Here is a 25,576-nt window from a genome sequence, read left to right as displayed (position 1 = left end):
CAACACCCCCCAGGTCATGCGTACGACAGGGGGCAAACAGCCATACCGGACCCGGGGGCCAGGCGCCCCGTTGCGGGGCCACAAGAAAGGTAACGGGGGCTTGGCCTTGTCCGCCACGTACCGCTCCACCTGCCGCTGGGACATCCCGAGCAGTTCGGCGACCGCCTTCGCGCCCTTGAGCTGCTTGACCAGGTATCGCAGGTGGTGTTCGTGGCCGGGCAGGCCGGCAGCGGCAAAACGCTCGTGATGGACCTGGTGCACACCGCTCTTGAGCAGTGGGGCGGCGCGGTGCGCGTGGACCGGGACACCTACAAGACCCTCCACCCGCACTACAACACCTTCCTGACGGAGGACGTACTGACGGCCGGGGTACGGGTGCGGCCGGAGACCTACCGCTGGCAGGCCGAGGTCGAAGCCCACGCCCGTGTCCGCCGGTTCGACGTTGTGGCGGAGGAGGCCCTCGCCGACCCGGCCGGGTGGCTGGCCACGCTCGCCGTCTACCGCGCGGCCGGCTACCGGGTCGAGGTGGTGGCCCTGGCCGTGCCAGAGGCCGTGTCCCAGCTCGGTGTGCTCGAACCGGTACCTACGCCTCGCCGAAGAGGGCCGGGCCCGGTATGTGGGGTGGGACAACCACGACGCCTGCGCGGCCGCGCTGCCCACCGCCCTGGCAGAGATCGAAGCCGGGCGCCTGGCCGACCGGGTCGCGCTGGCGGCGGTTGGTCGGTGACGGCGGCGACGTCGGCCGCGTCGGTCAGCCCGGCTTCCACGACCATGACCTCGGTCCGGCGCCGGTAACCGCACGCCTCGCACAGCCCGGCCGAACGCTGCTTGCCCGCAGTCCTCCCCCGGCCGAAGTCCTGGCGAACCCCCGGCAGCTGAGCCCGACCACCCAAGATCCGCAACAGAGTCAAGCTCTGGGCGACGCAGTCATCCTCTGAGGTCACTCTGCTCTGCCGCAATCAGTGAGCATCTTGATTTCCACGCCTTTTTCCGTCGCCCACGTGGTCAATCTGTCGACGCTGATGAGGTCCGACCCCATCGAATCCAGTTGTCCCGAGGTCCGGCGGAACCAAGTTCTTCCGTTTGCGTCTGTGAGGAAGAGTCCCACCGGCTGATAGTGGCGCTGCTTCTTGTCATGAAACGCCTTCTGGCTGTCCTCGCTGAACTTTGTGAGTGGCACGCTTAGACGGGTACAGGGCGGGAGGTCTCCGACCCCCAGCACAGGGGTTTCCCCGGCGATCGAAGCGGCTCGGTCGTCCGTATCGACCGGTATGGCAGCCCATGCGGGGTCTAGGGAGCGGTTCGCAAGGACGATGCGGGTCGGTTGGTCACCTTCGGTCCACATCGATATGCGGGAAGCTTGTGCGCGCGTGTCCTTCTCGTTGTTTTCACGTGACTGGGCGAGCTGATCGTCTGCTACCTGAGCCGCCTTGTACGTTCCCCATGCTGTGATCGCAAGACTCGCCGCAGCTACAGCCGCGGCGAGAACCGCGGTGTGCTTGGCCAGATCAGACCCGCGGTACCACCGGACGAATCTCTGGAGCGGGGTGGGTTCTTGGGTGGTGTCTGGATCAGGAGTCGGGGACGGTTCTGTTTGGGCGGGGTCTGCACCAGAACCCTGAGGAAGAGGCGGGCGAGGCCCCACCTGGCGAAACCGTAACCGAACACGACGCTCAGGCATGTGACCTCTCGGTGATAGAGGCTGCTCTGGTCACCGTCGTGTGCCAGTCCGCCGAATTCATCTGTTCTCACTCCGATCGCGTCTCGTGGGCCCAGCCACCGTATCCCCCGGGTGGGTCCCGGCGAACTGGGGCAGGACGAGCAGCTGCGCGGCTACGCCCCGCAGCCGGCGGCGCGATTTGGCGGTGGCGAGGGTGATGCCGGGGTTACGCTTCACGGTGAGTACGTCCTTCAAGCGCGTGATGGGGAGCCTGCCGGCAGCCGATGGCCTGGGAACCGAGGCTGCGGGCGGGCTTTTCGTCTGTCGGGGGTCAGTAGGACCGGGCGCAGTCATGCAGCCGCCGTGCGAGACCGGCGTCGGGCCGGCACACGAGGCGGCCCGCGTCGGGTGGCCAGCCGCCGCACTTCGGCATCAAGGACGGGTGTGACGGGGGCGGGCGGCCGGTGGTTTCCGGTGTAGGCCGCGAAGTGACCGACCGCGTTGACGAACGTCTTCTCCACGTCTGGTTCGTCGTCGAGGTCAACGACCTTCAGCAGGATGTCTCGCCAGCGCTCGGCTTCTGCTGTCTCTCCCCGGCCGTGATGGAGCAGGTGGAGGCAGAACGCGCTGGCGCTGTTGCCTGCGCCGCCGGTGAACTGCCACCAGAACTGGGCGCTTTCGCCGTGATCAGCGCGGTGGAGCATGCAGGCGAAGATGCGGGCGCCGTCCAGGTCGACTTCCTCGGTGTCCTGATCTCGGGTCAGCAACTGGTAGGGGGCGTCGTTCTCGCCGAGGGCCGCGGCGATGCGCTCGACGTGGGTGGCGGCCCCGGGCTGGTCCAGGCTCCAGGTGACGAACTCTTCGAGATCGCGCCGGGCGCGGGAGACGGACGGCACCGGGTCTGTCACGGGGATGTAGCCGGCGTCCCGGGCGAGACGGTGCAGTCCGGCGACGACGTCGAACGCGGGCTGCTGGGCGCTCAGGCGTCGGCCCGCCGCTGCCAGCACCTGTTCGGTGTGCGAGGGTTGCTTCGCGGCGCTCATGTCACTTGCTCCTTCGGATACGGGCGGGCATGGCCCGCTCCAGGCGGTCTTTGGCTTTCCGGCCGTGGTAGTCGACGGTGCTGGCCGTCACTCCGAGGTACCAGGCGATGTCGTCGGTGGGGCAGCCGCAGAGGTAGCGCAGGACGGTGACGTCGAACTGCCGTGACGGCAGTGCGCACAGGGCGCGCGCCACGTCGCTGTCCTCGGTCCGTTCGGCGAGGTTGTCCCGGTAGCTCGTCAGTTTCTCGGATGGGCATCGAGCGGACGCAGGGCATCGTGCCCGCCGACGGCGTCCACTCCCGCACGACGTTGTCCACTCCCGGCCGGTGGACTCCACCAAGTGGAGTGGATGCCGTGCATCGCCGGTACGCACCACGGCATCGGGTGCGCGGCATCGAGTGCACTCAGTGGCCGGCGCCCCGGCCCCGGTGCACACCGGGTTGCTGCGGGCGGTGCGCTCTGCTTGGTGGCCACTGCTCCCCCTCTCGTGCGCATCGTGCCCCGCGCGTCCTTCGGCGAAGGGAACTTGATGGGGTAGGACACCGTCGGCCGCGGCTGCACGCGCGGTGCCGGAGCCGTGTCGAACCGGATCGGATACTTCACCGTCGACTGCGGCCGCGTGGGTCCTGCCCGGGACCGGCGGTGCCAGGGGCAGGGGTCAGGACAGGGCTGTGGGTTTCCGTGGCGGGGGGACGGACCGGAGCTGGCTGGGTGTGTCCGCCTACGGCGCCCCGCAGGTCGAGGCCGGCGCCGACGGCCGCCCTCACCTGATGTCCGACGAGGAACTGCGCGGCTGGCTGCGGAACGTGGGCGGCAGCCAGCCGCAGCTCCTCGACGACGACGCCGTCTGGCGCAAGTTCGCCCCGGTGTTCCGTAACGACTTCCAACTCCTGGACACCTGGGCTCCTCCCCGCGACCCCGAGCCGCTGCCCGTTCCGCTCTCGGTATTCGGGGGCCGCCGCGACAGGCTGGTCGGCGAGGACCGTCTGCTCTCCTGGGAGGCGTTCGCCACGCACTTCCGCGGACTCGAGAGGTACGAGGGCGACCACTTCTATGTGATGAACCACCGGCGGCCGCTCGCTGCCGCCATAACGGCCGCGATGCGTTCCGCCGCTGCTTGAGCCCGCCTTCACCGCCAAGCCACCCGCTATATGACCAATTCCAAGGGGCGCCTGCGGAGGGTGTGGCGGTAGGCCCTCAGGCGTCGGGGCCGACTTCGGGGTGCGTGAACCGCACGGGCCTGCCCAGTGACCGGGCGTAGGCGATTTCGGCTCGGGTGCTGTCTCCGATGTAATCGCCGACTACGAGCACCTCATCAGCGAGCAAGATCTTCGACCGGTGCAGTTCGTCGAGTCGAACCTTCAGGGCCTCAGCCTCAACAGGATCAGACCAAAGTTCGTGCGGCGACTTCAGATCGCAACCCGGCTTGACGACAATCCTTCCGGCTTTGGTCTCCCGCAGATCGGCCTCGGCCATCTCGGCCATGAAACGAGTGGAGCCGCAAATCACGACAATACATGGGAAACTCAGCTGCTTCTTCGCCTCGGCGAGCTTCTCCACGGGGGTGATCACTTGCGGGGATGACACTGGTTCTCCTCCTGGTGGTGCGGCCCGAGGGATGCCTGCGGAAACGAGAACGAAGGTTTCCAAGATCATCTTTCGGCGAACGACGTGGACACCCGCGCGCCCGCACTCTATGCGACGACGAGCATCCCTACCTGGTGCCGCGGCGCCCGCCGGCCAGCCCTACGCCCCGCCTGTGCGATGCCGGACTGGTCACCCTCGCCACGAAAAGCCGGTGTCGGTTACCGCGTTCACCGCCTCCATCAACCGATTCACGCGGCAGGGCGCCGCGGTGTCGGCTTGGTCGGCCGGTCCCCTGCCTGCTGGTGGTGGTGCCGGGTCGGGCTCGGGTACTGCCACAACCCGAACGAGGGAGGCGCAATCAGATGACCGCATTGACGGAGCGTTGTCCGCCGGCGTTCTTACGGCCTCGCTGCACCCGGCGCGGCCCGCCGCAGCTCGCTGAGCACCTGGCGGCCGCGGTTCGTGCCCGCGTCCTGATCGACCCGACCACCTGGCGCCCGCTCATCATCTGACCGCTATCGCTGTGTGCTTCGACGAGGAGACCATGTCCACCGCATCTCACCAGCCCGCCGCCAAGCCTGTCGCCGCGCCTTCCACACCCGGCCGCACCGCGGAGGGGGAGGAGATCATAGCGGTCGCCGACACGCTCGTGCTCGCGTACGGGCTGCACCCGGCAGAAATATCGCGAATCCCGGAGGGCACCGCGACGGACAACTACGCCATCGTGGATCAAACGGGCCAGCGGCATTTCGCCAAGGTCTACCGCACTCGAGAACACTTGGATCTGGAGCGGGCATCGGCCGAACTGTCCGAGTACGCCGCCGACGGAGGTGTCGCGACCGCGCGGGCAACCCGCACGCGCGAGCACGAACTCATCGAGACCCACGGCCGCCTGCCAATGTCCCTGTGGTCGTACGTACCACACACCGAGACTACCGAGGGCAACCTGGCTGGTGCACGGTGGGCAGCGGTCGGCACAGCGATGGGCCGTCTCCACACCCGACTCGCCACTCACCCCGCCGCCGCACCCACGCTGGAACTTGGTGCCGCGGTGTGCGATGTGGTCACCGCACGGGACCGCTTCGAGCGCCTGATTCATGCGTACCAGCACAGGCCCAGGCTTGGGGGGCAAGTCGCTGGCGCTGTTCGGCGAATCCGAGACAGAACTGCTAACCGGCCGACCTCAGGCAGACGACGGATATGAACTGCTGCGCTTCCATGAATTGCTCGTGGACAAGGATGCCAGCCATCTGGACATCGAGAACACCTCACCAGAATCTGACCCTGGGCGCAGCCGGATCCATAAACCACTCACTTCTCAGGTCGCACTCCTCGCACTCTTTCCTGGAGAGCGCTTCACCATTCGCGCGATGGTGCGGAAAGAGACTGGTTCGTACCCTCTTGGCGAGCCGTACGAGCTGACCGGCTCTGACCCCGGGCACGCAGCCGACTCGCCAACCTGGGATGAGGACTCATCGATGACAAACCCGGAGAGCTGACCGCGATTCGTCAGCGGGGTCCGGTCACCAATCGATGCGGCGATTCACCCGTCATATCCCCCGCTGGTGTGGGATGGGCGGTCGCGCTGACGCCGCAGCTGCTCCGGGTTCCACGGGGCCGGAGACTGCAGGGATGCCTTCCCTTCTGCGCGCGCCCCTGCGGGCAGTTCAGCGCGACAGCCCTGGTCGTCGTTTCCGTCTTTCGGACGGAGGCACCCGGAACATCACCCGCCGGAGCCGCCGGGCAGAAGGACCCGCCAGCCATGACCAGTCCGACGCCCAGCATGGCGCCTTCGATGGCGACGCAGACTGAAGACAGCCAGCCGACTTTGTTCAGTGGTCAGTACCTTGCCGACGACTCCCCAGCCGCCGTCGGGACCTCTTCGATGACCGACGGAGGGCTGCGAGGTGCTGCGCCGCACCGCGCCGGGCTATGTGGCCGCCGTGCGCCAGGCACTCTTCGACCGGCTCAGCCCCAAACAGCAGAAGTCCCTCGGCGAGATCATGCAGATCGTCACCGAGGGACTCCAGTCGACTGAAGCGGGTGCGGACCTGCCCTAGTAGATTGTCGCGGCTTATTTTTGCTGTGTGGTTGGGTAGAGGTGGCGGAGTTTCACGCGTGCGTCGTCGGTGGTGAAGTGCCACGCGACTTGGCGCTGGTCGTTGTTGGTCTGCTGCTGCCAGGCGGCGAGTTCGGCGTTGAGCACGGCGAGGTCGTCGATGCGGCGGTCCAGGCACTGGCGGGTGAGCGCGGAGAGCTTGATCTCGGCGATGTTGAGCCAGGACCCGTGTTTGGGGGTGTGGTGGATCTCCAGGCGCTGGGCCAGCGCGAATGCCTTCCCCGGGTCGAACGCCTCGTAGAGCGAGGCGATGGTGTGGGTGTTGAGGTTGTCCATCACCAGCACGACCGTGGCGGCGTCGGGGTGGTCCACGGTCAGCAGGTGTTCGACCTGGTGCGCCCAGTCGACCTTGGTCCGGCGGGGCCGGGCGTCCACGCGTCGCCATCCGCGCAGCGGCTCGACCCAGCAGAAGATCGGGCAGGTCCCCGAGCGGACGTACTCGTTGTCCTCGCGACGGTCACGGCCCGGCCGCGCGGGAAGCGGATCGCGGACGTGGCCGGGCAGCTGGTACGGCTTCTCGTCCATGCACACCACCGGACGTGCCGGATCGAAGGGCCGGGCGTAGACAGCCAGGACGTCTTCCATCCGGGCCGCGAACTGCGCGTTCGCCCGTGGTGGGATGGTCCAGCACTTCTTCGGATGAGGACGCAGTTCCGTTTTTTTAAGACGCGTCCGATGGTGGAGTGGTCCAGATCCGGGATGTCCTCGACCAGCGCGACATGCTTCTCCAGCAGCCGCAGCGACCACCGGGCATGTCCCTTCGGGGGCGTTGAGCAGGCCAGCGCGATCAGCCTCGCCTCGACCCCGCCGGTCACCGGGGAGGACACCGGCGGGAACGCGCGCTCCTTCCGGCCGACCGTGGCCCACACATCGCCGCCGGTCTCCACGTACCGCTTCGAGATCAGGCGGACCGACTCGCACGAGACCCCGACCCGCTCTGCGATCACCGCCCGCGGATCGACCTCACCGACCGACGTGTCCAACGCGAGCAGCACCCGCACCCGCCTGATCATCGACGCGCTGCGGACCCCCGTCGTCGTCACCCGTACCAACGCCCGACGATCCTCAACACTCAACGCAACCGGATACTTCTTCTGCGAGGACACAGCACCCCTGCCCGACCAAACGCAAGCGACAAGGGGAGTTTGCCCCACCCTCAACTCCACCAACCAGAACAACACTTAACAGCGACAACCTACTAGCTCCGCTGAGGTACGTACCGCTCAGCGGGCGATGACCGGCACCGCCGCCTCGTCCTCGGCGCCCGCGCCGGAACCCGACCCGGACCCGGTCACCTTCGTACCGCCCGGGCGCCCGCGCCGATGAGGGTCAGGGCGATCAAAGCGGCCACGACCAGGATGCCGACGGCGAACCAGACGGCGCTGGTGTAGCCGTGCACCATGCCCTGCAACTGCACCAGCTGCTGGGGCCTGGTGGCGGCACCCGCGACGTGGTCCTTGATGTACGAGGCCGTGGCCGAGGCCGCGATCGTGTTCAGCAGGGCCGTACCGATGGCGCCGCCCACCTGCTGCGAGGTGTTGACCATCGCGGAGGCGACCCCCGCGTCCCGCGGCTGGACACCCTGCGTGGCCAGGGACATGGCTGGCATGAACGCCGTACCCATGCCGAGGCCCAGCAGCAGGGTGGCGGAGGAGGAGCCGGTCTCCAGCTGGGTCAGCAGCAGCATGCCGGTGGCGGCGACCAGGAAGCCGGGACCCATCAGCAGCCGGGGCGGCACCCGGGTCATCAGGCGGGCGCCGATCTGGGTGGAGCCGGTGATCATGCCCGCGACCATCGGGAGGAAGGCGAAGCCGGTCCGCACCGGCGTGTACCCCCGCACGACCTGGAGGTAGTACGTCAGGAAGAGGAACAGGCCGAACATCCCGATGACCGCCAGGCCCAACGACAGATAGATCCCGCCGCGGTTGCGGTCGGTGACCACGCGCAGCGGCAGCATCGGGGCCTTCACCCGCGACTCGACCAGCGCGAAGGCCACCAGCAGGACAGCGAACGCGACGAACATCGAGACGGTCAGGGTGTCGCTCCAGCCCGCGGACTCGGCGCGGGTGAAGCCGTACACCAGGGCGACCAGGCCGAGGGTGGACAGCACCACGCCCGGGACGTCGAGCGAAGATCGGTTGCGGCCGCCGGGCGGCTCACGGACGACGAAGTGGGCGCCGGCCGCGGCGACGACGGCGAACGGGATGTTCACGAAGAACGTCCAGCGCCAGTCCAGGTACTCGGTGAGGAATCCGCCCAGGATCAGGCCGACGGCGCCACCGCCACCGGCGATCGCGCCGTAGATACCGAACGCCTTGGCGCGCTCCTTGGCGTCGGTGAACGTCACCGCGAGCAGAGAGAGCGCGGCGGGCGCGAGCAGCGCGCCGAAGACACCCTGGAGCGCGCGGGCGCCGAACATCATCGCGCCGGTCGTGGCTGCGCCGCCGAGCGCGGAGGCCGCCGCGAAGCCTGTCAGACCGGTCACGAAGGCCCGCTTACGACCCCACAGGTCGGCCACCCGGCCGCCGAAAAGCAGCAGACCGCCGAAGGCGAGGGCGTAGGCCGTGACGACCCACTGCCGGTTGCCGTCGGTGATGCCCAGGTCGTGCTGGGCGGAGGGCAGGGCGATGTTTACGATGGTCCCGTCGAGTACGGCCATCAGCTGGGCGAGCGCGATGAAGACGAGTGCCCGCGGCCGTCCCCGGCAGGGCGGATCGGGCCGGAGTCCGCAGCCCGTCCAGCTACAGCTGCAGACGACGGTGTACGAAGCGCGCTGCCGCAGCCAGTGCCGGCCAGTGGCCGGGAGAGCTGGGCCACGGCGACTATCACGTCGCAGACGCCCACGCCGAGGCGCAGCTACTCCCCCGTTGGCGCGATTCATGACCTCCTCGACCGCGCTCCTGTGCTGGACCCTGCTGCGTGACCAGGACCTGGCCGCCGCTGGCTTCGGCCAGGCCGCCTGACCCGGCTGAGACGAGTCGGAATCATGACGGCCATGGACGATACGTGCGAGTGGCGTAGGGGTGCATCGCTGGCGTGAACTCTGCCAGCAGGACGACGATGTGGCGATCTCGGTCTGCGTGACCGCGATTTTGGTCAGCCGGTCTTGATGGCGAAGGTGCCGCCGTCGCCGAACACGAGTCGTGCGAAGGTCTCGCCGATGCGGCGGTGTCCTGCCGGGTCAGGGTGGACCTCGTCGGGCAGCGGGAATTCGGCGTAGTCCTTCTCGCCGTACAGGTCGCGGCCGTCGAGGTAGTGCAGGTTCGGGTCGTCGGCTGCCCGCTGTTCGACGATTCGGGCGAGTTCGTCACGGATGATGTTGAGCGTCAGGCGCCCGGCGGCGCGTTCGGCCGGATCGCCCGTGGCCTTGAACCGCAGGCTCCCGCCCGCGAAGTCGGGCATGAGAGGGCCGGGGGTGTCCTCCTGGACCGGGCACAGGATGGGGGACACGACCAGCAGCGGCGTGGTGGGATGCCCCTCACGGATGGTGTCGAGGAAGCCGTGGACCGCGGGGGCGAAGGCGCGCAGGCGCATCGCGTCGGTGTTGACGACGTTGATGCCGATCTTGAGGCTGATCAGGTCGGCGGGGGTGTCCCGCATCGCGCGGGCGGTGAACGGGTCGAGCAGCGCGCTGCCGCCGAACCCCAGGTTGACCAGCTCCACCCGGCCTTGGGCGGCGGCCAGGGCCGGCCAGATGGCGGTCGGGTGGGTGGCGTTCGATCCGTGGCTGATGGAACTGCCGTGGTGCAGCCACACCTTGCGTCCGCTGTCCCGCGCCGGCTCGACCGGGGCGTCGGTGCGCAGGGCGATCAGCTCGGTGATCTCCGTATGCGGAAGCCAGATCTCGACATCCTTGTCACCCGACGGCAGCTCGGTGAACCGGGCGGTGCCGACAGGCCCTTCCGACAGCTCGGAGGACTGGGTGACCATGTCGGTGATCGTGCGGACGTTACCGCCGGTCACCGTGGCCTGGGCCGCAAGACGGCCATCGACCAGCAGGTCGTACACGCCGTCCGCCGGGGCCGGGAAACCTCGGTAGACCCGCTTGGTGGGCAGCGTGTCCAGTTCGATCGTGGTGGCCCGGGTGCGGAAGACCAGCCGCACGCCTGAGGGCTGGACCTCGGCCACGGCCAGTTGGTTGTCAGGGATCTGCCGGCGCGCCCGGTCGGGCAGCCGATGCGGCAGCAGACCGTGCGCGGTCGCTTCCACGTCGAGGAAACCGCGCAGCATGTCCGCGGTGACAGGTGTGGTGATCCAGTCGTGTTCAGTGTTCATTGCCTCAACCTGTTGATCAATATTTCCAGAATGTGCATGTGCGCCGGTGCGCGGCGCAGCGGACCGCCTCCGGCGGTGCGGGGGCTGCTGGTCAGGGTGTGGCCTGCTTCCGCAGCAGAGCGTCGAGGGAATCCACGATCCAGGCCCAGGATTCCTGCGCGTCGGGGGCGCTGTGCTCGAAGCCTCCGGCCAGCTCAAGGCTGACGTAGCCGTGGAAGATGCTGCCCAGCATCCGGACCGCGTGCGTCTGGTCAGGCTCCGTCAGGTCGTAGCCGCGCAGGATCGCCCGGGTCATCTGCGCGTGCCGCACCCCGGCACTGGCGGCCGCCGCCTCGGGGTCGAGCCGGAGGCGGGCGGCGGCGTAGCGGCCGGGATGCTCCCGGGCATAGTCGCGGTAGGCATCCGCGAAGGCGGCTAGGGCGTCCTTGCCGGCCCGCCCGGCCAGGGCATCGGCGACCCGGTCGGCGAGTTCCTCCAAGGCGAACAGGGCGATCCTGGTCTTGAGTTCCTGGGAGTTCTTCAGGTGCGAGTACAGACTCGCGACCTTGACGTCGAACCGCCTGGCGAGCGCCGAGACGGTCACCTGGTCGAAACCGACCTCGTCGGCCAGCTCCGCCCCTGCCCGGGTCAGACGCTCCGGTGTCAGCCCTACTCGAACCATAACCTTCCTCCCACTCATCAACAACCATTATGCATTTACCTAAAGCCTTTAGGCAAATTAGCCTGCCACTCATGAAGCCGTTGACTGAGCAAGGGATCCCGTACCGCGTTCGTGAACTGCACCAAGGGCGAGGCCAAGCGCCTGTCCGTCCCCCGCGACCTGGCCGAGCGACCCTGGGACGACCTGGACTTCCTGGGCTGGCGGGACCCCCAGGCCCCCGACCGGGCCTACCTCGCCACCGAGGTGGACGGCCGCCCGGTGGCACTCGCGCTGCGCTGTCCCAATGCCACCTCCTGGCAGACGCGGCGCAGCATGTGCTCGATCTGCCTGACCACCCACACCGGAGGCGTCTCGCTCATGGTCGCCGCGAAGGCGGGCAAAGCCGGGCAGCAGGGCAACTCCGTGGGCGCCTACATATGCAGCGACCTCGCCTGCCCGCTGTATGTGCGAGGCAAGAAGGACGCGGGCGTCGGTGCACGGCTCCCCGAGTCGCTCACCCTGGAGGAAAAGATCCAGCGCACCGTCGCGAACCTCGCCACGTTCATCGCCAAGGTCACCACATGAAGCAACCAGCCTCGAATTGTCGATCATGAGTACTGGCGAGTCGACGCGGGTGCCTCAGGGGCCGGCGGGGCGCCGGTGGCTGTTCCCGTCCGCGCTGGCCCACGAACCGGACCCAGACGCCCGCACATCCGGCAGGCAGCCGCGGCGCACCGCGCGCGACTGGGCTGTCGACTTCTCCTGCATCCTCCTGGCCGTCGTCCTCGGCCTGGCAGCCTCACACTCCCTACGCAGGCATTTCGCGAGACCATGCCAGAAGCCGCCGTAGGGAGTCCTGGGCGGATGTTGTACAGACCCGATGGGCTGTTGCTGTGCGTACCACGACACGACGAGTCCACGACGCGTGCCGTTCGAGCAGCCGAGGCCGTCTTACGGTGGGCATGCGCGGGCCAACCGCACCCGGGCCCCCGATGAGCGCGCTGACGCTTCCCGCGCCTCTGTCTCACCAGGCTGCGGCGGGCCACTGGGGTGATACACGGTGGCAAAGGCACCCCGTGGCGGCGCGGGTCCGGGGAAGTGGCCACGACTCCTCGTTCAATCGCGGCAGAGAACCGAATCGCCGCGCAGAAGTGGGCTCCAGGGCGCGGACCTGCGAGCCGTGCCCACTGCGTTTGAAGGAGATCGCCATGAGCGGTACGACAACCTTGCCGACACCGTCCGGTCCCTACCTGGGCCCAGGGCTGCTGCCCGCCGACTTCTACGCCCATGAGGAACTGCTGTCGGAGAAAGAACGAGGGAAGATCACATCCCTGCGCGACTTCCTGCGCACGCAGGCCGCCCCGCTCGTCGACGACTACTGGGCCCGGGCCGAGTTCCCCTTCCAGCTGGTGGAGGGCTTCGGGAAGCTGGGCTTGATGGAATGGGCCGACCCCGACTCCCCGGAATCCAAGCCGAGCAACCTCTTCTCGGGCTTCACCGCGCTGGAGCTCGCACACTTCGACGCGTCCTTGGCGACGTTCTTCGGCGTACACACGGGGCTGGCCATGGGCACCATCCTCGCCTGCGGCTCCGACGAACAGAAGCGGCGGTGGCTGCCGGCGATGAGCCGCTTCGAGAAGATCGGCGCCTTCGGGCTGACCGAGCCGCACGGCGGATCCGACGTGGCGGGCGGCCTGCGGACGACCGCGCGACGTGACGGTGACGGATGGATCCTCGACGGAGCCAAGCGATGGATCGGCAACGCGACGTTCGCCGATCTGGTCGTCATCTGGGCCCGCGATGTCGAGACGCAGCATGTGCTGGGATTCGTCGTGGAGAAGGACACCCCCGGGTTCACCGCGACGAAGATCGAGAACAAGATGGCGCTGCGGATCGTGCAGAACGCCGACATCGTGCTCGACGGCTGCCGCGTCCCGGAGTCCAACCGGCTCCAGAATGCGAACTCCTTCAAGGACACCGCCAAGATCCTGCGTCAGACCCGTAGCGGCGTGGCGTGGCAGGCGGTGGGAGTGATGTTCGGCGCCTACGAGATCGCCCTGAGTTACGCGAAACAGCGCGAGCAGTTCGGGCGGCCCATCGGAGGCTTCCAGCTCGTCCAGGACCTGCTGGTGAAGATGCTCGGCAACGCCACGGCCGCGTGCGGGATGGTGACGCGACTGGCCCAGTTGCAGGACGCCGGGGTCTACCGGGACGAGCAGTCCGCGCTGGCGAAGGCCCACTGCACCGTGCGGATGCGCGAGAACGTCGGGTGGGCGCGGGAGCTGATGGCCGGCAACGGGATCGTCCTCGACTACAAGATCGGCCGCTTCGTCGCCGACGCGGAGGCCATTTACTCGTACGAAGGCACACGGGAGATCCAGACCCTCATCGTCGGACGTGCCGTGACCGACGGCCTGAGCGCCTTCGTGAGGTGACGACCATGACCACCGAATCCGTCTTCACCGGCTTGAGGGTCCTCGATGCGTCGAGCTTCATCGCGGGACCGGCCGCGGCCACCGTGCTGTCCGACTTCGGAGCGGACGTCATCAAGATCGAGCCACCGGGGAAGGGAGACCCCCAGAGGCGGCTCAGCTCCGTGCCGCCCAGCCCCCGGGCCGAGGCCAACTACAGCTGGCACCTCGCCAACCGCAACAAGCGCGGCATGGTGCTAGACCTGAAGTCACCGGCGGCCACCGAGGTTCTCAAGCGGCTCGTCCAGTGGGCCGACGTGGTGATCACCAATTTCCCGCACGGCACGCGCGAGAAGCTGCACCTCGGCTACGAAGAGGTCTCGGGTTGGAACCCGAGAGTCGTCTACGCCGACATCACGGGATTCGGGGACGCCGGTCCCGACGCCGGACTGCCGGGCTTCGACCTGACCGCCGCCTGGTCGCGCAGTGGGCTGTTGGCCTCCACCCGGGACGCGGGAGCGCCGCCGACGGTGCCGGTCTGGGGCAGCGGCGACTACATGACGGCGATCGCGATCTACGCCGCGATCGTGACCGCCCTCTACCGCCGCGAACAGACAGGACAAGGGGCCAGTGTCGGGACGTCGCTGCTCGCCACAGGCGTATGGGCGACGGGAACACTCGTGGCCGGCGCGCTCGCTGGCGGCACGCCGTTCGAGCTGCACGATCGGAAGGCACCGGCGAACCCGCTGATCAACCCCTACCGAACCGTGGACGACGAGTGGTTCATGCTGGTCGCCTCACCCCCGCACTGGCCTGGACTCACGCGGGCCATCGGGCATCCCGAGCTCCTGGAGGATCCCCGTTTCGCCAGCATCGAGGGCTTCGTCAAAAACTCCGCCGCACTGACAGAACTGCTCGACGCGGAGTTCCGCTCACGCCCGTTCGCCCACTGGAAGGACGCCCTGACCCGGGAACGCGTCACCTACAGCCTCATCCAGACACCGGAGGAGGCAGCACAGGACCCACAGCTGCGAGCGAACGACATCGTCGTGCCGCTGGCAGGGGTCAGCGGGCTGGAGTACACCATCAACAGCCCGGTCACTGTGCGAGGCGTCGAGAAGGTTCCGGCGAAGCGGGCCCCGGACCTGGGCGAGCACAACGACGGAATCCTCGCCGAGCTGGGATTCAGCCCTGCCGACATCGCCGAGCTGCGCGCCCAGGGAGCGATTCCCGGCCCGACGCAAGCGCAGGCGCCGCGATGAGCACAGCGCCCGAAGCGGCCGCCATGGTGCTGCACGAGCGCCGCGGCGGCGTGCTGACCCTCACCATCAACCGTCCGGCGCAGAAGAACGCCGTCGACCATGAGGTCGCGGTACAACTCGCGGAGGCATTGGATCTGCTCGACGCGGACCCGGAACTCTCGGTCGGCGTCCTCACGGGCGCGGGCGGGGTGTTCAGCGCCGGCATGGACCTGAAAGCCTTCACCAAGGGCGAGCTGCCGGTGCTCCCCGGCCGAGGATTCGGCGGGCTCACCCGCGCGGTGGTGCGCAAACCGCTCATCGCCGCGGTCGAGGGCTGGGCGCTCGGCGGAGGCTTCGAGATGGTACTCGCCTGCGATCTGATCGTCGCCGCGGAGGACGCCCGGTTCGGACTTCCCGAGATTACCCGCGGTCTCGTGGCGGCAGAGGGCGGACTGGTCCGGCTGCCGCGCCGCCTTCCGTACCACGTCGCCGCGCGCGTAATGCTCACCGGCGAGCCGCTGACCGCCGCAGAAGCCAAGCAGTACGGGCTCGTCAACGAACTGACCCCACCTGGCAGCGCGTTGGCTGTGGCCCGGGAACTGGCGGGGCACGTCGCGCGGAACGCACCGCTGGCGCTCGCAGCCGTCAAGGAGGTCCTGCGTGAAACCCAGGGCCTGAACGAGAGTGACGCGTTCACACGTCAAGACGAGCTCACGAGCGGGCTGGCCACCAGTGAGGACGCCAGGGAAGGCGCACGGGCGTTCGCTGAGAAGCGCGCACCCGTCTGGCACGGCCGTTGATGCCGGTCACGCCAGCCCCCGGCCGCCCGTATCCGATTCTCCCAGGAGCAGTGACCAGTCATGAACGCGCACAGGCCTGTCCACCGCGTGGCGATCGTAGGGACCGGCACGATCGGTGCGAGCTGGGCGACGCACTATCTCGTCCGCGGCTTCGACGTCACGGCGACCGATCCCGCCTCCACCGCGGAGACGGCTCTGCGGGCGTACGTGGAGGCGGCATGGGCCGCAGCCGCCTCGATCGGACTCGCGCCCGGGGCTTCGCCCGACCGGCTGAGCTTCACCGCCGACCTGCGTCAGGCCGTCGCGGACGCCGACTTCGTCCAGGAGAACGCACCGGAGCGACCGGAGCTGAAGGTGAAGTTGTTCGCCGACATCGACGATGCCTCGCCGCCGGACGCGATTCTCGCGTCGAGTTCATCGGGCATCACGATGAGCGTCATCCAGGCCGAGTGCCGGCGCCCGGAGCGGACCGTCATCGGGCATCCCTTCAACCCGCCGCACATCGTCCCGCTGGTCGAGGTCGTCGGCGGCACGAGGACCGATCCGGAAACGATCCGGGACGTCATGGCGTTCTACGCCGCGATCGGCAAGAAACCGGTCCACCTCAAGAAGGAACTCCCCGGGCACGTCGCCAACCGCATCCAGGCCGCGCTGTACCGCGAGGTGGTGTACCTGGTCCAGGAGGGCGTGCTCGACGTAGCCGACTCCGATGACGCGGTGTCCTGGGGCCCGGGGCTCAGATGGGGTGTCATGGGACCCCATCTGCTGTGGCATCTGGGCGGAGGAGAGGGCGGCATCCAGCACTTCATGGAGACGCTCATGCCGCGGATGGTGGCGTCCTGGCAGGACCTGGGCACCCCCGAATTCACACCCGAGCTCCAGCAGACGATCGTGGCCGGTGTCCTCGATGAAGCGAACGGCCACTCGGTCGACGAGCTGGCCGACCGGCGCGACGCGATGCTCTCGGCCCTGCTGACCGTGCGCGCCCGGCATGACTCCCCGGGGCGCACGGCCGACCCCGTTACCCAGGAGGGGACATGACACAGCGGCAGGAGAGACTGTTCGTACTCGAGGCCAGCAGTGGCGGTCGGCTGTTCTGCGTGAACCCCGACGGTTCGGGCAAGACGTTCCTCGTCACCGGGTGCAGGGTCCCTGACGGGGTGGCGGTCGATGTGGCGGCCGGGCACATCTACTGGACGAACATGGGTGTGCCGGCGGAGAACGACGGCTCGATCGAGCGTGTGGACCTGGACGGAGGCAACCGGACGACGATCGTGCCGAGCGGCGTCACCCACACCCCGAAGCAGCTCCAGTTCGAGGCCGTGAGCCGGAAGCTGTACTGGGGTGATCGCGAAGGCATGCGTGTGATGCGCTGCGAACTCGACGGCTCGAACGTCGAGACACTCGTGCAGACGGGACAGGGAGCCCACGACCGCCAGGACGAGAGAAGGTGGTGCGTGGGAGTCGCCGTCGACCCGGCCGGCGGACATCTCTACTGGTCCCAGAAGGGCCCGAGCGACGCGGGAGAGGGGAAGATCCTGCGGGCCGGAATCGACCTGCCCAAGGGGCAGAGCGCGGCCGAACGCAGCGACATCGAAGTGCTCTTCGAAGGGCTGCCGGAGCCGATCGACCTCGAACTCGACCACGCGCAGCGCGTGTTGTACTGGACAGACCGCGGCGACCCGCCCAGGGGCAACACCGTGAACCGCGCACCCATGCACCCGCCGAACGCAGTACGTTCGCCCGAGATCCTCCTCACCCACCTGATGGAAGGCATCGGCATCACTCTCGACCCGGACGGCGGCACCATGTACGTGACCGACCTGGGCGGCAGCGTCTACACCGCCGGCCTCGACGGATCGGACCGCAAGGAGATCCTCGTGGCACAGGGCAACCTCACCGGAATCGCCCATGCCGTGCTGCCGACCGGAAAAAGCGTCTGACGAAGTGTGTACGTCTGCTCTCCTGCGCATCGACCACCAGCCTCGGATGATCTTCGGAGCGCGCGTGCCGTGCACTTTGTCGGACGCCGAGGTAATCGACCGCACGTATATCTGTCAACGGCCATTTCGTTCGGTTCTGATCCACTTCTTGTGGGGCGGTGGCGGAGGGTGACGGTGCTCAGTCTGCAAGGAGGATGTGGCGTCGGAGGAGGTCGAATCCGGCCCGGCCGCATCCGTCCCTTTTGATCCGCTTCACCCTGTTGACGTTGCCCTCGACCTTGCCCGGGCTCCACTTCAGGCCCGAGGGCCCTGGCGATCACCTCGATCTGCACGCCCTTGTCGTACAGGGCATGCACTGCGGCATGGCACTCGCGTCGCTTGATCGCGCGGGGCCCTTCCACGGGCTCGTCCGGTACGTCGTCGGCGGCCGGGCCGGCCTTCACGGCCGCGGGGTTGTCGCTGCTCGTGTCCTCGGCGGGCTCGGTGAGACACGTGCGATGCTGGGCGACGCAGTTCTCGACGGCTTCGGTTGGGTCGGACCGGGGCGCCCTGCCGGGATCACTCCCGGTGAGTTTCCCCGGCCCGCCCGCCGCACCCGGCGTGCGTGTCTCCACGCACCGGGCGCTCCACGTGTCTTGCCCGTTGGCCAGCCGCCTGTGGTGGCGGCTGCCGGTTTCGGGGTCCACGGGGTCGGTATGTTGCTGCCGCGATAGCGGTAGCGGGTCACAGCGACACTGGAAGTGCCGGTGAACACGGCCCTGTTGTGGGCGAATCTCCACCCCTTGTCGCAGAAGCGACGTCGGAGCTGTTTCCTGGATAGTCCGGTACGGCCTGCGCATTTGACGCGTATCCAGCGCATAAGACTCTTCCAGGTGAAGGAGTCGATCGCGCCGAACGTCGCCTTGGACACTCCGTGCCGGAAGCAGAAGCGGATCACGGCTGGACGCGCGGGGGTCCCGCTGCTCCGCCGCCGCGTCATCCTCATGGCCAGACTGCGACTCCACTACCCGTGACGGAGCGTCACCGGCGCACGGTGGCACACCCCCGCTTCACGGAAATCTTGCCAGGGCCACTTTCGCGAGTACGCCGACACCTCCGCGGGTCGACGCCGCCGGTGTGCGGCATGCCGAGGCTCTCCGCGTACACGTTCAGGTCGTCGTACTTGCCGGCCTGCTTCTCCTCAAACCGTGCCGGGGAGCGAACCAGAAGTTCGCGGAGCCGGTCGATCGCCGTGCCGGGCACGGCCTCCGCCAACTCGATCACCAAAACCGGTCCGCTCATATGTCGGAGCCTAACCAGCCGGGACCGTCTTCCCCACCTCATTACTCAGCGTGCACGCACCACAGAAGTTGAGCCAGAACCGGAGAACGGGATTCAGCCTCCTTGGGCTTGTTCCCGGGCGCACCGGTCACTGCCCGGGCCGGGCGGTGAGGGCGTGTTGGGAGGCGGTTGGTGGCGTGAACAGTGCCTGGATGGTTTCGGTGGCCAGGTCGCGTAGCCAGGTGTGGGCGCGGTCGTCGTCGTAGCGCTGGTGCCACAGCAGGTACAGCGGGATGTCGGGCATGTGGAGTGGCCGCGGCAGTGTGATCAGGCCGAGCTGGTCCCGGGTGGCGCGGGCGACCGCGTCGGGAAGGGTGACCACCAGGTCGGTGCCGAGGGCGAGTTGCAGCGCGAAGGCGGCGGTGGGCCCGGCGGCGATGACACGGCGTTCGTGGCCGCGGATGGTCAGGGCGTCGTCGATCGGGTCGTGCAGGCGTCCGCGCCGCGAGATGGTGAGGTGTTCAGAGGCGGCGTAGCGCTCGAGGCTCAGCGGGCCCTCGGGGAGCAGGTGGCTGGCGCGGACGGCGACGACGAGCCAGTGGTGCTGACGACGGGTTCGGCGGGCTGGTTGCAGCTGTGCCCCGGGTCGGTGGACACCGGGCGCGGACATCCGGCGGCGACGGTCGCGCGGCTGCCGGCGGGACCCGCGGGTACCGTTTCATATCAGGCTCTGGGGGGCTGCTGCCCCTGGGGACTGTCAGTTGCAATCGGGAGGCTGCGCAGTGTCAGCGCAGTCGGCGGGGGCAGCGGTTTGTTGGCCGTGTCGGTGCGGAACGACTGGAGCAGATAGGCCACCAGGCGCCGGGACGCTGCACCATCATCCGGTAGGGCGGTCACCAGACCGCAGTGTGCCAACAGGACCACGGCGAGGTCGGAAGGGTGAAAATCGGCCCGCAGCGCGCCCGACGCCGGGGCCCTGCGTACCAAGGTCGTGAAGTCCCGCTCGGCTCGTTGCCGGGACTGCGCGTGTTCCGACGTACTTTCCGGGAAGGCCGCGACGAACGCAGCCTGGAACCCGCGTTCCTCCCGTTGCAGGGCGCAGACCGTCTCGACCAGCTGCTGGAAGCCCTGCCACGGGTCAGGGGCGGCCAGAGCCTCGGTGAGCGCCCGCCCGCAGGTCTCCATTTGCTGCGCGAACGCGGCCCCCACCAGAGCGTCCCGGGTCGGGAAATGCCGGTACAGCGTCGCCACGCCGACCCCGGCCCGTCGGGCCACGGTCGCCATCGGGGCGTCGATCCCGTGCTCCGCAAAGACCGCACGGGCGGCGACGAGGACGCGCTCCCGGTTGCGCCGGGCGTCCGCCCGCACCCGGGCTGTGATCCGAGAGGATTCCGCCATCACTGTCTCTCACTTCCGGTCCAAACGGACGAGTGCGTCCACTTAAGAGCTTACGGTCGATGCCAGACCCCTGTACGGCCCCCGGCGGCAAAGGCAGAACGATGAACGACCGCATGATGAAGGCAGTGCTCTACGACCGCTACGGTGGCCCCGATGTGCTCTACACGGGCCGCGTGCCACGCCCCGAGCCGGCCCCCGGCGAGGTCCTTGTGAAGGTGCGCGCGTTCAGCGTCAACGGCGGCGAACTGGCAGCCCGTGCCGGCCGTCTCCGCCTCCTGAGCGGCCGGAAATTCCCCAAGCGCCGGCCGAGCGGGTCGGCCGGCTCCCCGACGGCCTTGACCTGGTGGACGCCGCCGCGCTGCCGGTGGCCACCACGGCCATCACCGCGCTGCGGGACAAAGCCGGGCTGCGCCCCGGCGAACGACTCCTCGTCCGGGGCGCGGCGGGCGGTGTCGGCAACGCCGCCGTCCAGCTCGGACGGGCGTACGGCGCCGAGGTCACGGCCCTCGCCCGCGCAGCCAACCTCGACTTCGTCCGCGGGCTCGGCGCGCACAAGGCCGTCGACCACCGGACCGTGCGGCCGGCGGAACTGGGCCGCTTCGACGTGGTCCTGGACACCGCGGGGACCGACCTGCGGGCCTTCCGGCGCCTACTGAATTCCGGCGGGCGCATGGTCACCATCGCCTTCGACCTGAAACGGCCCGTTGCATCGCTCGGCTACCTCGCGGCCAGCACGGTGCACGGACACGGCCGGGTGCGCATCTTCAGCGGCAACCCCACGCGGGCGGACTTTGACGACCTCGCCCGCCATGTGGTCGAGGGGAAGCTGAGCCCTGCGGTGGACACGGTCTTCCCCCTGGAGGAGACAGCAGCGGCACACCAGGCGCTGGAGGCAGGCGGCGTCCAGGGCAAGTACGTGGTCAGGGTCGCGTAGGCGCTGTGGAGGTGCTGATCACAGCCACTCGTTGATGGCGGCGATGAGGACGGTCGCCTCATAGCGGACCGTCAGCTCGTCGTATCGCGTGGCGACGGCGCGGTGCCTCTTGAGGCGGTTGATTCCGACTTGAGGCGGTTGATCCCGACGCGCAGCGGGCTGTCGAGGACGAACTTGCACGGCGCTCCTGGCCGGTGGTGGTCGTACGTGATGCCCATCTGCTGACGCCCTCAAGTTCGTCCCCGCGGGCGGTACCGTCACCCTGCGTCGGCAGGACCACTGGGCCGAACTCAAGGTGGCCGACACCGGGCTCGGTATTCCCGCCGAGGAACTCCCGCACATCTTCGACCGGTTCTTCCGCGTTCGTTCTGGTTCGCACCTACGAATCTAGAAGAAAGAGCCCCTCTTTCAGGGCGAGTTGGATGAATGAGCCCTTCTGGCGTCAGAGAGGGCGAACAAGCCCGGAGTGGTCTCGTCCAGCCAGCCCCGCACCACCAGACGCTTCAGCTTCGACCGCGTCCCCTCGATCTTCCCCGTCTCCGCCGGCAGACCGATCCTGGGTGCCACCTGCTTGGCCCGCACCGGCCCCGGCGCGTCACCGACGGCCTCGTGAATGTCCTGGTAGACCCGCGGCAGCACACCCGGCTCCATGCCCGGCTGCCACTTCGGCACCGACAGCACCCCCACCACCCGACGCTCAGCCCCCTCGAACGGCGATCCCCTGCGCTCGGCGCGTTCGGCCTGGTAGCGGGCGCGTTCCACGGCCAGTTCGGCCGCGCGCACGGAACGCTGGGTGCGGTGGACGACCTCGTCGGCCGCGGCCAGGGTGCGGCCGACCTCGGCCGGGGTGAGCGCGGTGAGGAGGAGTTCGGTCACCGCGTGGTCGACCGGGGCGGCCGGCAGGGTGCGGCAGGTCGAGGTCTGCGGGCGGTGCGCTTCGTGGGAGGCGCCGCAGAAGTACTGCACCCGGTGGTGCCGGGCGCGGGGGTAGCGAGTGCGGACTGGGGAGCCGCACGAGCCGCAGACGATGATGCCCTGGCACAGTGCGGTGCCCTCACGCGGCGGGCGAGCGCCCCACCGGGTGCGGTTGGCAGCCCGCTTGGCCTCGTTGATCTCGTACTGTTCCCAGGAGATGTAGCCGCGGTGGTGGTCGAGGATGAGCACGGGCCACTGGTCGCGGGGGCGGGTTGCGGTGACGGTGCGGACCGACCCATCGGGGGCCAGGCGCTGGGCGGAGGGGCGGAGGCCGTAGGCGTAGGCCCGGGCGTAGGCGGGGTTGGCCAGGATCGACAGCACGCGATCATGAGTCAGCCGTCCCCAGCGCAGCTCACCGTCGAACGGGCCGCCGTGGACCCGGTAGGGGAAGCGGCGCCCTGCGAAGGCGGAGACCACCGCGCAGGCGGAGCCGGTCGCCGCGAAGCAGGCTAAGACGTCCGTGACCGCGGCGGTCACCTCGGCGTCCGGATCGATGACGACCTCGCCGTCGGGATCGTAGAGGTAGCCGATCGGCAGCCGCAGACGCAGGTCGCCGCGGGTGGCGGCAGCTCGCTTGGCCCCGTCCAGGCGTGCCTTGAGCAGGTGCAGTTCGGCCTCGCTCATCTGGCCCTTGAGCCCGAGGACGAGGCGGTCGTTGATGTCGGCCAGGTCGTAGACGCCGTCCTCGTCGATCAGCAGAGTGCCGCTGAGTCGGGCGATCTCCAGCAGGCGGGCGAAGTCGGCCGAGGACCGCGCCAGCCGGGACGCCTCCAGGCCGATGATTGCGCCGACCTCTCCGAGACAGACCCGGGTGACCACGTCCTGGAAACCGCTGCGCTGTCCCGCGGTGCGGCCGGACAGGCCCAGGTCCGCGTCGATCACCACCACGCGCTGCGGCGGCCAGCCCAGATCGGCCGCCGCCTGGGCCAGGTCGTACTGGCGGGCGGCGGACTCGCCGTGCTCGCGGACCTGGGCGACCGTGGACCGACGCACGTAGATCAGGGCGGTCCGCTCCCGGTGCGACCGGGTGATCTTCGACAGGCCGTTCACAGCCGTCCCTCCCTGCCAGCGCCGCGAGCGCCATGTTGGCCAGCACCATCACCGTTTCCGTGCGGTCCTCGGCCAGCCCCACCACGCCCCGCCTCCTTGGAGGGCGCAGGCAGTGAAGCGTCCTCAGCTTCCAGGCTGTCGCCCGCCCCGTTGGTGGTGCAACGGCGGGTGGGGCACCGGCCAGCGCACTGACCAGCGCATGAAGCGCCACCAAGCCGTCCGCCGCCAGCCGGTGCGAGGCAGCGTGCGGCCCACGGTCCGCCCACGCCAGCGGCAGCCGCACCCACTCTTCCCCGCTGTCATCGCACACGAAGACCAGCGAACCCGCCTTGCGCTCGGTGAACAACACCGCCAACCGACGCCCCACAAGCGGGTGGTACGGGTGCGTCACCACCAACGAGCGTCGAACGTCACTGGAACCGGCGGCACTATGCCGCACACGTCGAAAACTGCCAGATCGGCACCTTCCTGGCCTACGCCTCAGCCCGGGGACGTGCACTGATCGACCGCGAGCTCTACCTCCCGGCCTCCTGGATGGATGACCGGGACCGCTGCCGGGCCGCCGGCATCGACGACGAGATCTGTTTCGCAACCAAGAACGAGCACTTCAGGCAGATGCTGCAACCCGCCGTCGACGCCGGCGTGCCGTTCGCACGGGTGACCGCGGACGAGGCATACGGACAGGTCAAGCACACACGTTTCTGGCTGGAGCAGCGCAAGGTCGCCCACGTGATGGCCACGAAGGTCAACGACACGGTGGTCACGACCGGCTGGAGGGAGGCCCGGGTCGACGAGCTGATCGCCGCGCTGCCCCGACAACGCTGGAAGCGGCTGTCGGGCGAGCCGGGCGCGCACGGCGAACGCGTCTACGACTGGGCGCGCGTCGCGATCCGCCCTTGCTGGGAAGACGGCTTCGGGCACTGGGTGCTGGCCCGCCGCAGCGTCAGAGACCCCACCGAGATCGCCTACTACGTCTGCTACGGACCGGCCTCCTCGCGGCTGAAAGACCTGGTCAAAGTTGCCGCAGCGAGGTGGGCGGTGGAGGAGTGCTTCCAGACCGCCAAGGGAGAGTGCGGCCTGGACCACTATCAGGTCCGGCTCTACCGGGCCTGGTACCGGCACAACACCCTGTCGATGGCCGCGCTCGCCTACCTGACCGCAGTCCGCACCCAAGAAGCCGCAAAAGGGGCGGCCCAGAGGACGAACAAGACCTCATACCCCTCAGCGTCCCCGAGATCCGCCGGTTGATCGGACACATCGTCATCACGTCCCGCCACCACACCAACGAACACCATCTGCACTGGTCACACTTCCGCAGACGCAGCCAGGCCCGAGCCCGCCGCTCCCACTACAAACGCCGAGGCCACAACCCCCAGATGCGGTTGCAGTACTAACCCGTGCCGCTGACGGGTGGCGGGCGATGTCCACTGCTCTGTCGGCGGAGCTCAACAACGTTACAGCGCCCTCCTGACTGATCAACAGGCCGCAGGCGCCAGGCCGTTCCGGAGACGGCGACCGTTGGCGCGCCCGCGCGAATGCGGTAACTGCTGCGTATCCGAAGCGAACGAGCACGGATACGGTCACGACTGGAGGGAGGAGGAAGCAGAGCTGGAGGCCGCCCGTGTGCCCGTGCCCCGAGCCAGGACCTACCGCTCCTCTTGGGTCCTCAGTAGGGTCGGGGACTGTCGCGGTGACTTCCGCTCCGTTTCCAGCCCCCGCCGCTTCAAACCGTACGTGCAGTTCTCCCGCATACGGCTTTCCGACATCGTTCACCGACTGGCATACGTCGTCGCCCTGCGTACGGTTCCGGTGAGGCGGTAGACCCGGAGCCGTGTGATCCACCCATAGGTGAAACGGGTGGTCCAGTTCCGACCCCGTAAGCCGTGTTTTCGGCTGGCGAGGATCACCAGCCGCTCGTGGACATAGCCGTCGACCGCGTTGAACTTCCGCCCGGAGTTCCCGTTACGGAAGTACGCTCCCCAGCCCCGCAGCACGGGGTTGAGGTCGGCGACCACGGCGGACAGCGGCCGTTCAGCCTTCGAAATGACGGTGGCTTGCACGGACTTTGTCCCGCAGCACCCGCATCGCTCTGGCCGAGGGCCACCGCCGCAAGTAGTACTTGCCCCGCCAATTCCACGACTCCACCCTGCGTTCCACAGTTGAGTGGGCTTCGCGGGGGTGCGGCGGGGTATCGGTGCAGGTCAGACAGCTGGGCCTAGCGTGAAAGGCCAGAATCGCCT

Annotated in this window: 20 protein-coding genes and 8 pseudogenes; 13 read left to right on the top strand and 15 right to left on the bottom strand. The window is 68.6% G+C overall.

Annotated features, from left to right (window positions below):
- Positions 1 to 93 precede the first annotated feature (93 nt).
- A pseudogene (locus ACFY2B_RS44080) lies at positions 94 to 201 on the bottom strand (XRE family transcriptional regulator); the annotation flags it as partial.
- A gap of 9 nt (positions 202 to 210) precedes the next feature.
- Between ACFY2B_RS44080 and ACFY2B_RS44075 the strand changes: the two are divergent.
- Positions 211 to 795, top strand: coding sequence for a zeta toxin family protein (locus ACFY2B_RS44075; RefSeq protein WP_390768699.1), 585 nt, complete (start codon positions 211 to 213; stop codon positions 793 to 795).
- Between the two features lie 145 nt (positions 796 to 940).
- Here the strand turns inward: ACFY2B_RS44075 and ACFY2B_RS44070 are convergent, their stop codons facing one another.
- The 3 genes from ACFY2B_RS44070 to ACFY2B_RS44060 all read right to left on the bottom strand — a co-directional run bounded on the left by ACFY2B_RS44070 (position 941) and on the right by ACFY2B_RS44060 (position 2,896).
- The gene (locus ACFY2B_RS44070; RefSeq protein ID WP_390768698.1) at positions 941 to 1,180 is read right to left on the bottom strand and encodes a hypothetical protein; all 240 of its coding nucleotides are present in this window, start codon (positions 1,178 to 1,180) and stop codon (positions 941 to 943) included.
- 830 nt (positions 1,181 to 2,010) lie between these two features.
- Entirely contained in the window at positions 2,011 to 2,703 is a 693-nt protein-coding gene (locus ACFY2B_RS44065) for a hypothetical protein (protein WP_390768697.1), read from the bottom strand.
- 1 nt (position 2,704) lies between these two features.
- On the bottom strand, positions 2,705 to 2,896 hold the full coding sequence (locus ACFY2B_RS44060) for a sigma factor-like helix-turn-helix DNA-binding protein (RefSeq protein ID WP_390768696.1): 192 nt from the start codon (positions 2,894 to 2,896) through the stop codon (positions 2,705 to 2,707).
- Positions 2,897 to 3,416: 520 nt separating this feature from the next.
- On the opposite strand from ACFY2B_RS44060, the gene ACFY2B_RS44055 reads away from it, so the two are divergent.
- The gene (locus tag ACFY2B_RS44055) at positions 3,417 to 3,824 is read left to right on the top strand and encodes a thioesterase II family protein (protein WP_390768695.1); all 408 of its coding nucleotides are present in this window, start codon (positions 3,417 to 3,419) and stop codon (positions 3,822 to 3,824) included.
- A 76-nt stretch (positions 3,825 to 3,900) separates the two neighbouring features.
- Here the strand turns inward: ACFY2B_RS44055 and ACFY2B_RS44050 are convergent, their stop codons facing one another.
- Positions 3,901 to 4,290, bottom strand: coding sequence for a hypothetical protein (locus ACFY2B_RS44050; RefSeq protein ID WP_390768694.1), 390 nt, complete (start codon positions 4,288 to 4,290; stop codon positions 3,901 to 3,903).
- A gap of 544 nt (positions 4,291 to 4,834) precedes the next feature.
- Here ACFY2B_RS44050 and ACFY2B_RS44045 point away from each other — a divergent pair.
- On the top strand, positions 4,835 to 5,494 hold the full coding sequence (locus tag ACFY2B_RS44045) for a phosphotransferase (protein ID WP_390768693.1): 660 nt from the start codon (positions 4,835 to 4,837) through the stop codon (positions 5,492 to 5,494).
- A gap of 691 nt (positions 5,495 to 6,185) precedes the next feature.
- Positions 6,186 to 6,350: pseudogene (locus ACFY2B_RS44040) on the top strand (MarR family transcriptional regulator); the annotation flags it as partial.
- 14 nt (positions 6,351 to 6,364) lie between these two features.
- Here ACFY2B_RS44040 and ACFY2B_RS44035 read toward each other — a convergent pair.
- The 5 genes and pseudogenes from ACFY2B_RS44035 to ACFY2B_RS44015 form a co-directional block, all read right to left on the bottom strand.
- Entirely contained in the window at positions 6,365 to 7,156 is a 792-nt protein-coding gene (locus tag ACFY2B_RS44035; protein WP_390768692.1) for an IS630 family transposase, read from the bottom strand.
- Positions 7,132 to 7,422, bottom strand: a pseudogene (locus ACFY2B_RS44030) (helix-turn-helix domain-containing protein); the annotation flags it as partial. The pseudogene ACFY2B_RS44030 and the gene ACFY2B_RS44035, both read right to left, overlap by 25 nt.
- A gap of 210 nt (positions 7,423 to 7,632) precedes the next feature.
- Positions 7,633 to 9,107 (bottom strand): annotated as a pseudogene (locus tag ACFY2B_RS44025) (MFS transporter); the annotation flags it as partial.
- A 398-nt stretch (positions 9,108 to 9,505) separates the two neighbouring features.
- Positions 9,506 to 10,684 (bottom strand): GDSL-type esterase/lipase family protein, encoded by a 1,179-nt coding sequence (locus tag ACFY2B_RS44020; protein ID WP_390768691.1) that lies wholly within the window; start codon positions 10,682 to 10,684, stop codon positions 9,506 to 9,508.
- A 91-nt stretch (positions 10,685 to 10,775) separates the two neighbouring features.
- Positions 10,776 to 11,345: a TetR/AcrR family transcriptional regulator gene (locus ACFY2B_RS44015; RefSeq protein WP_390768690.1), complete on the bottom strand. Its 570-nt coding sequence runs from the start codon at positions 11,343 to 11,345 to the stop codon at positions 10,776 to 10,778.
- A 71-nt stretch (positions 11,346 to 11,416) separates the two neighbouring features.
- Here ACFY2B_RS44015 and ACFY2B_RS44010 point away from each other — a divergent pair.
- From ACFY2B_RS44010 to ACFY2B_RS43985, 6 genes and pseudogenes are all read left to right on the top strand, one after another.
- Positions 11,417 to 11,909: pseudogene (locus tag ACFY2B_RS44010) on the top strand (FBP domain-containing protein).
- A gap of 623 nt (positions 11,910 to 12,532) precedes the next feature.
- A complete protein-coding gene (locus ACFY2B_RS44005) occupies positions 12,533 to 13,759 on the top strand; it encodes an acyl-CoA dehydrogenase family protein (RefSeq protein WP_390768689.1) in 1,227 nt (408 codons plus the stop codon).
- A gap of 5 nt (positions 13,760 to 13,764) precedes the next feature.
- Positions 13,765 to 14,997 carry a CaiB/BaiF CoA transferase family protein gene (locus tag ACFY2B_RS44000; protein WP_390768688.1) on the top strand — a complete coding sequence of 411 codons (1,233 nt, stop codon included), beginning with the start codon at positions 13,765 to 13,767 and terminating at the stop codon, positions 14,995 to 14,997.
- Positions 14,994 to 15,776, top strand: coding sequence for a crotonase/enoyl-CoA hydratase family protein (locus ACFY2B_RS43995; protein ID WP_390768687.1), 783 nt, complete (start codon positions 14,994 to 14,996; stop codon positions 15,774 to 15,776). Before ACFY2B_RS44000 ends, ACFY2B_RS43995 begins: the two co-directional genes overlap by 4 nt.
- 87 nt (positions 15,777 to 15,863) lie before the next feature.
- On the top strand, positions 15,864 to 16,817 hold the full coding sequence (locus ACFY2B_RS43990; RefSeq protein WP_390768686.1) for a 3-hydroxyacyl-CoA dehydrogenase NAD-binding domain-containing protein: 954 nt from the start codon (positions 15,864 to 15,866) through the stop codon (positions 16,815 to 16,817).
- Positions 16,814 to 17,719: a 3-hydroxyacyl-CoA dehydrogenase gene (locus ACFY2B_RS43985; RefSeq protein ID WP_390768685.1), complete on the top strand. Its 906-nt coding sequence runs from the start codon at positions 16,814 to 16,816 to the stop codon at positions 17,717 to 17,719. The genes ACFY2B_RS43990 and ACFY2B_RS43985 overlap by 4 nt, the downstream gene beginning before the upstream one ends.
- 1,020 nt (positions 17,720 to 18,739) lie before the next feature.
- On the opposite strand, the gene ACFY2B_RS43980 is transcribed toward ACFY2B_RS43985, so the two are convergent.
- The 3 genes from ACFY2B_RS43980 to ACFY2B_RS43970 all read right to left on the bottom strand — a co-directional run bounded on the left by ACFY2B_RS43980 (position 18,740) and on the right by ACFY2B_RS43970 (position 20,377).
- The gene (locus tag ACFY2B_RS43980; protein ID WP_390768684.1) at positions 18,740 to 19,000 is read right to left on the bottom strand and encodes a hypothetical protein; all 261 of its coding nucleotides are present in this window, start codon (positions 18,998 to 19,000) and stop codon (positions 18,740 to 18,742) included.
- 127 nt (positions 19,001 to 19,127) lie between these two features.
- Positions 19,128 to 19,649, bottom strand: coding sequence for a LysR substrate-binding domain-containing protein (locus ACFY2B_RS43975; protein WP_390768683.1), 522 nt, complete (start codon positions 19,647 to 19,649; stop codon positions 19,128 to 19,130).
- A 53-nt stretch (positions 19,650 to 19,702) separates the two neighbouring features.
- A complete protein-coding gene (locus tag ACFY2B_RS43970) occupies positions 19,703 to 20,377 on the bottom strand; it encodes a TetR/AcrR family transcriptional regulator (RefSeq protein ID WP_390768682.1) in 675 nt (224 codons plus the stop codon).
- A gap of 101 nt (positions 20,378 to 20,478) precedes the next feature.
- On the opposite strand from ACFY2B_RS43970, the pseudogene ACFY2B_RS43965 reads away from it, so the two are divergent.
- Together ACFY2B_RS43965 and ACFY2B_RS43960 are read left to right on the top strand one after the other, a co-directional pair.
- Positions 20,479 to 21,311: pseudogene (locus tag ACFY2B_RS43965) on the top strand (NAD(P)-dependent alcohol dehydrogenase).
- 238 nt (positions 21,312 to 21,549) lie between these two features.
- Positions 21,550 to 21,702: pseudogene (locus ACFY2B_RS43960) on the top strand (ATP-binding protein); the annotation flags it as partial.
- A gap of 17 nt (positions 21,703 to 21,719) precedes the next feature.
- Here the strand turns inward: ACFY2B_RS43960 and ACFY2B_RS43955 are convergent.
- Positions 21,720 to 23,336: a recombinase family protein gene (locus ACFY2B_RS43955; RefSeq protein WP_390768681.1), complete on the bottom strand. Its 1,617-nt coding sequence runs from the start codon at positions 23,334 to 23,336 to the stop codon at positions 21,720 to 21,722.
- A 411-nt stretch (positions 23,337 to 23,747) separates the two neighbouring features.
- Between ACFY2B_RS43955 and ACFY2B_RS43950 the strand changes: the two are divergent.
- Positions 23,748 to 24,584: pseudogene (locus ACFY2B_RS43950) on the top strand (IS701 family transposase); the annotation flags it as partial.
- 521 nt (positions 24,585 to 25,105) lie between these two features.
- On the opposite strand, the gene ACFY2B_RS43945 reads toward ACFY2B_RS43950, so the two are convergent.
- A complete protein-coding gene (locus ACFY2B_RS43945; RefSeq protein ID WP_390768680.1) occupies positions 25,106 to 25,396 on the bottom strand; it encodes a group II intron maturase-specific domain-containing protein in 291 nt (96 codons plus the stop codon).
- Between the last annotated feature and the right edge of the window lie 180 nt (positions 25,397 to 25,576).

It is taken from the genome of Streptomyces sp. NPDC001270 (genome assembly GCF_042896695.1).
Classification (GTDB): Bacteria; Actinomycetota; Actinomycetes; order Streptomycetales; family Streptomycetaceae; genus Streptomyces.
The sequence above is the reverse complement of the archived record's forward strand: the minus strand, read 5'-3'. Positions and strand labels throughout refer to the sequence as shown.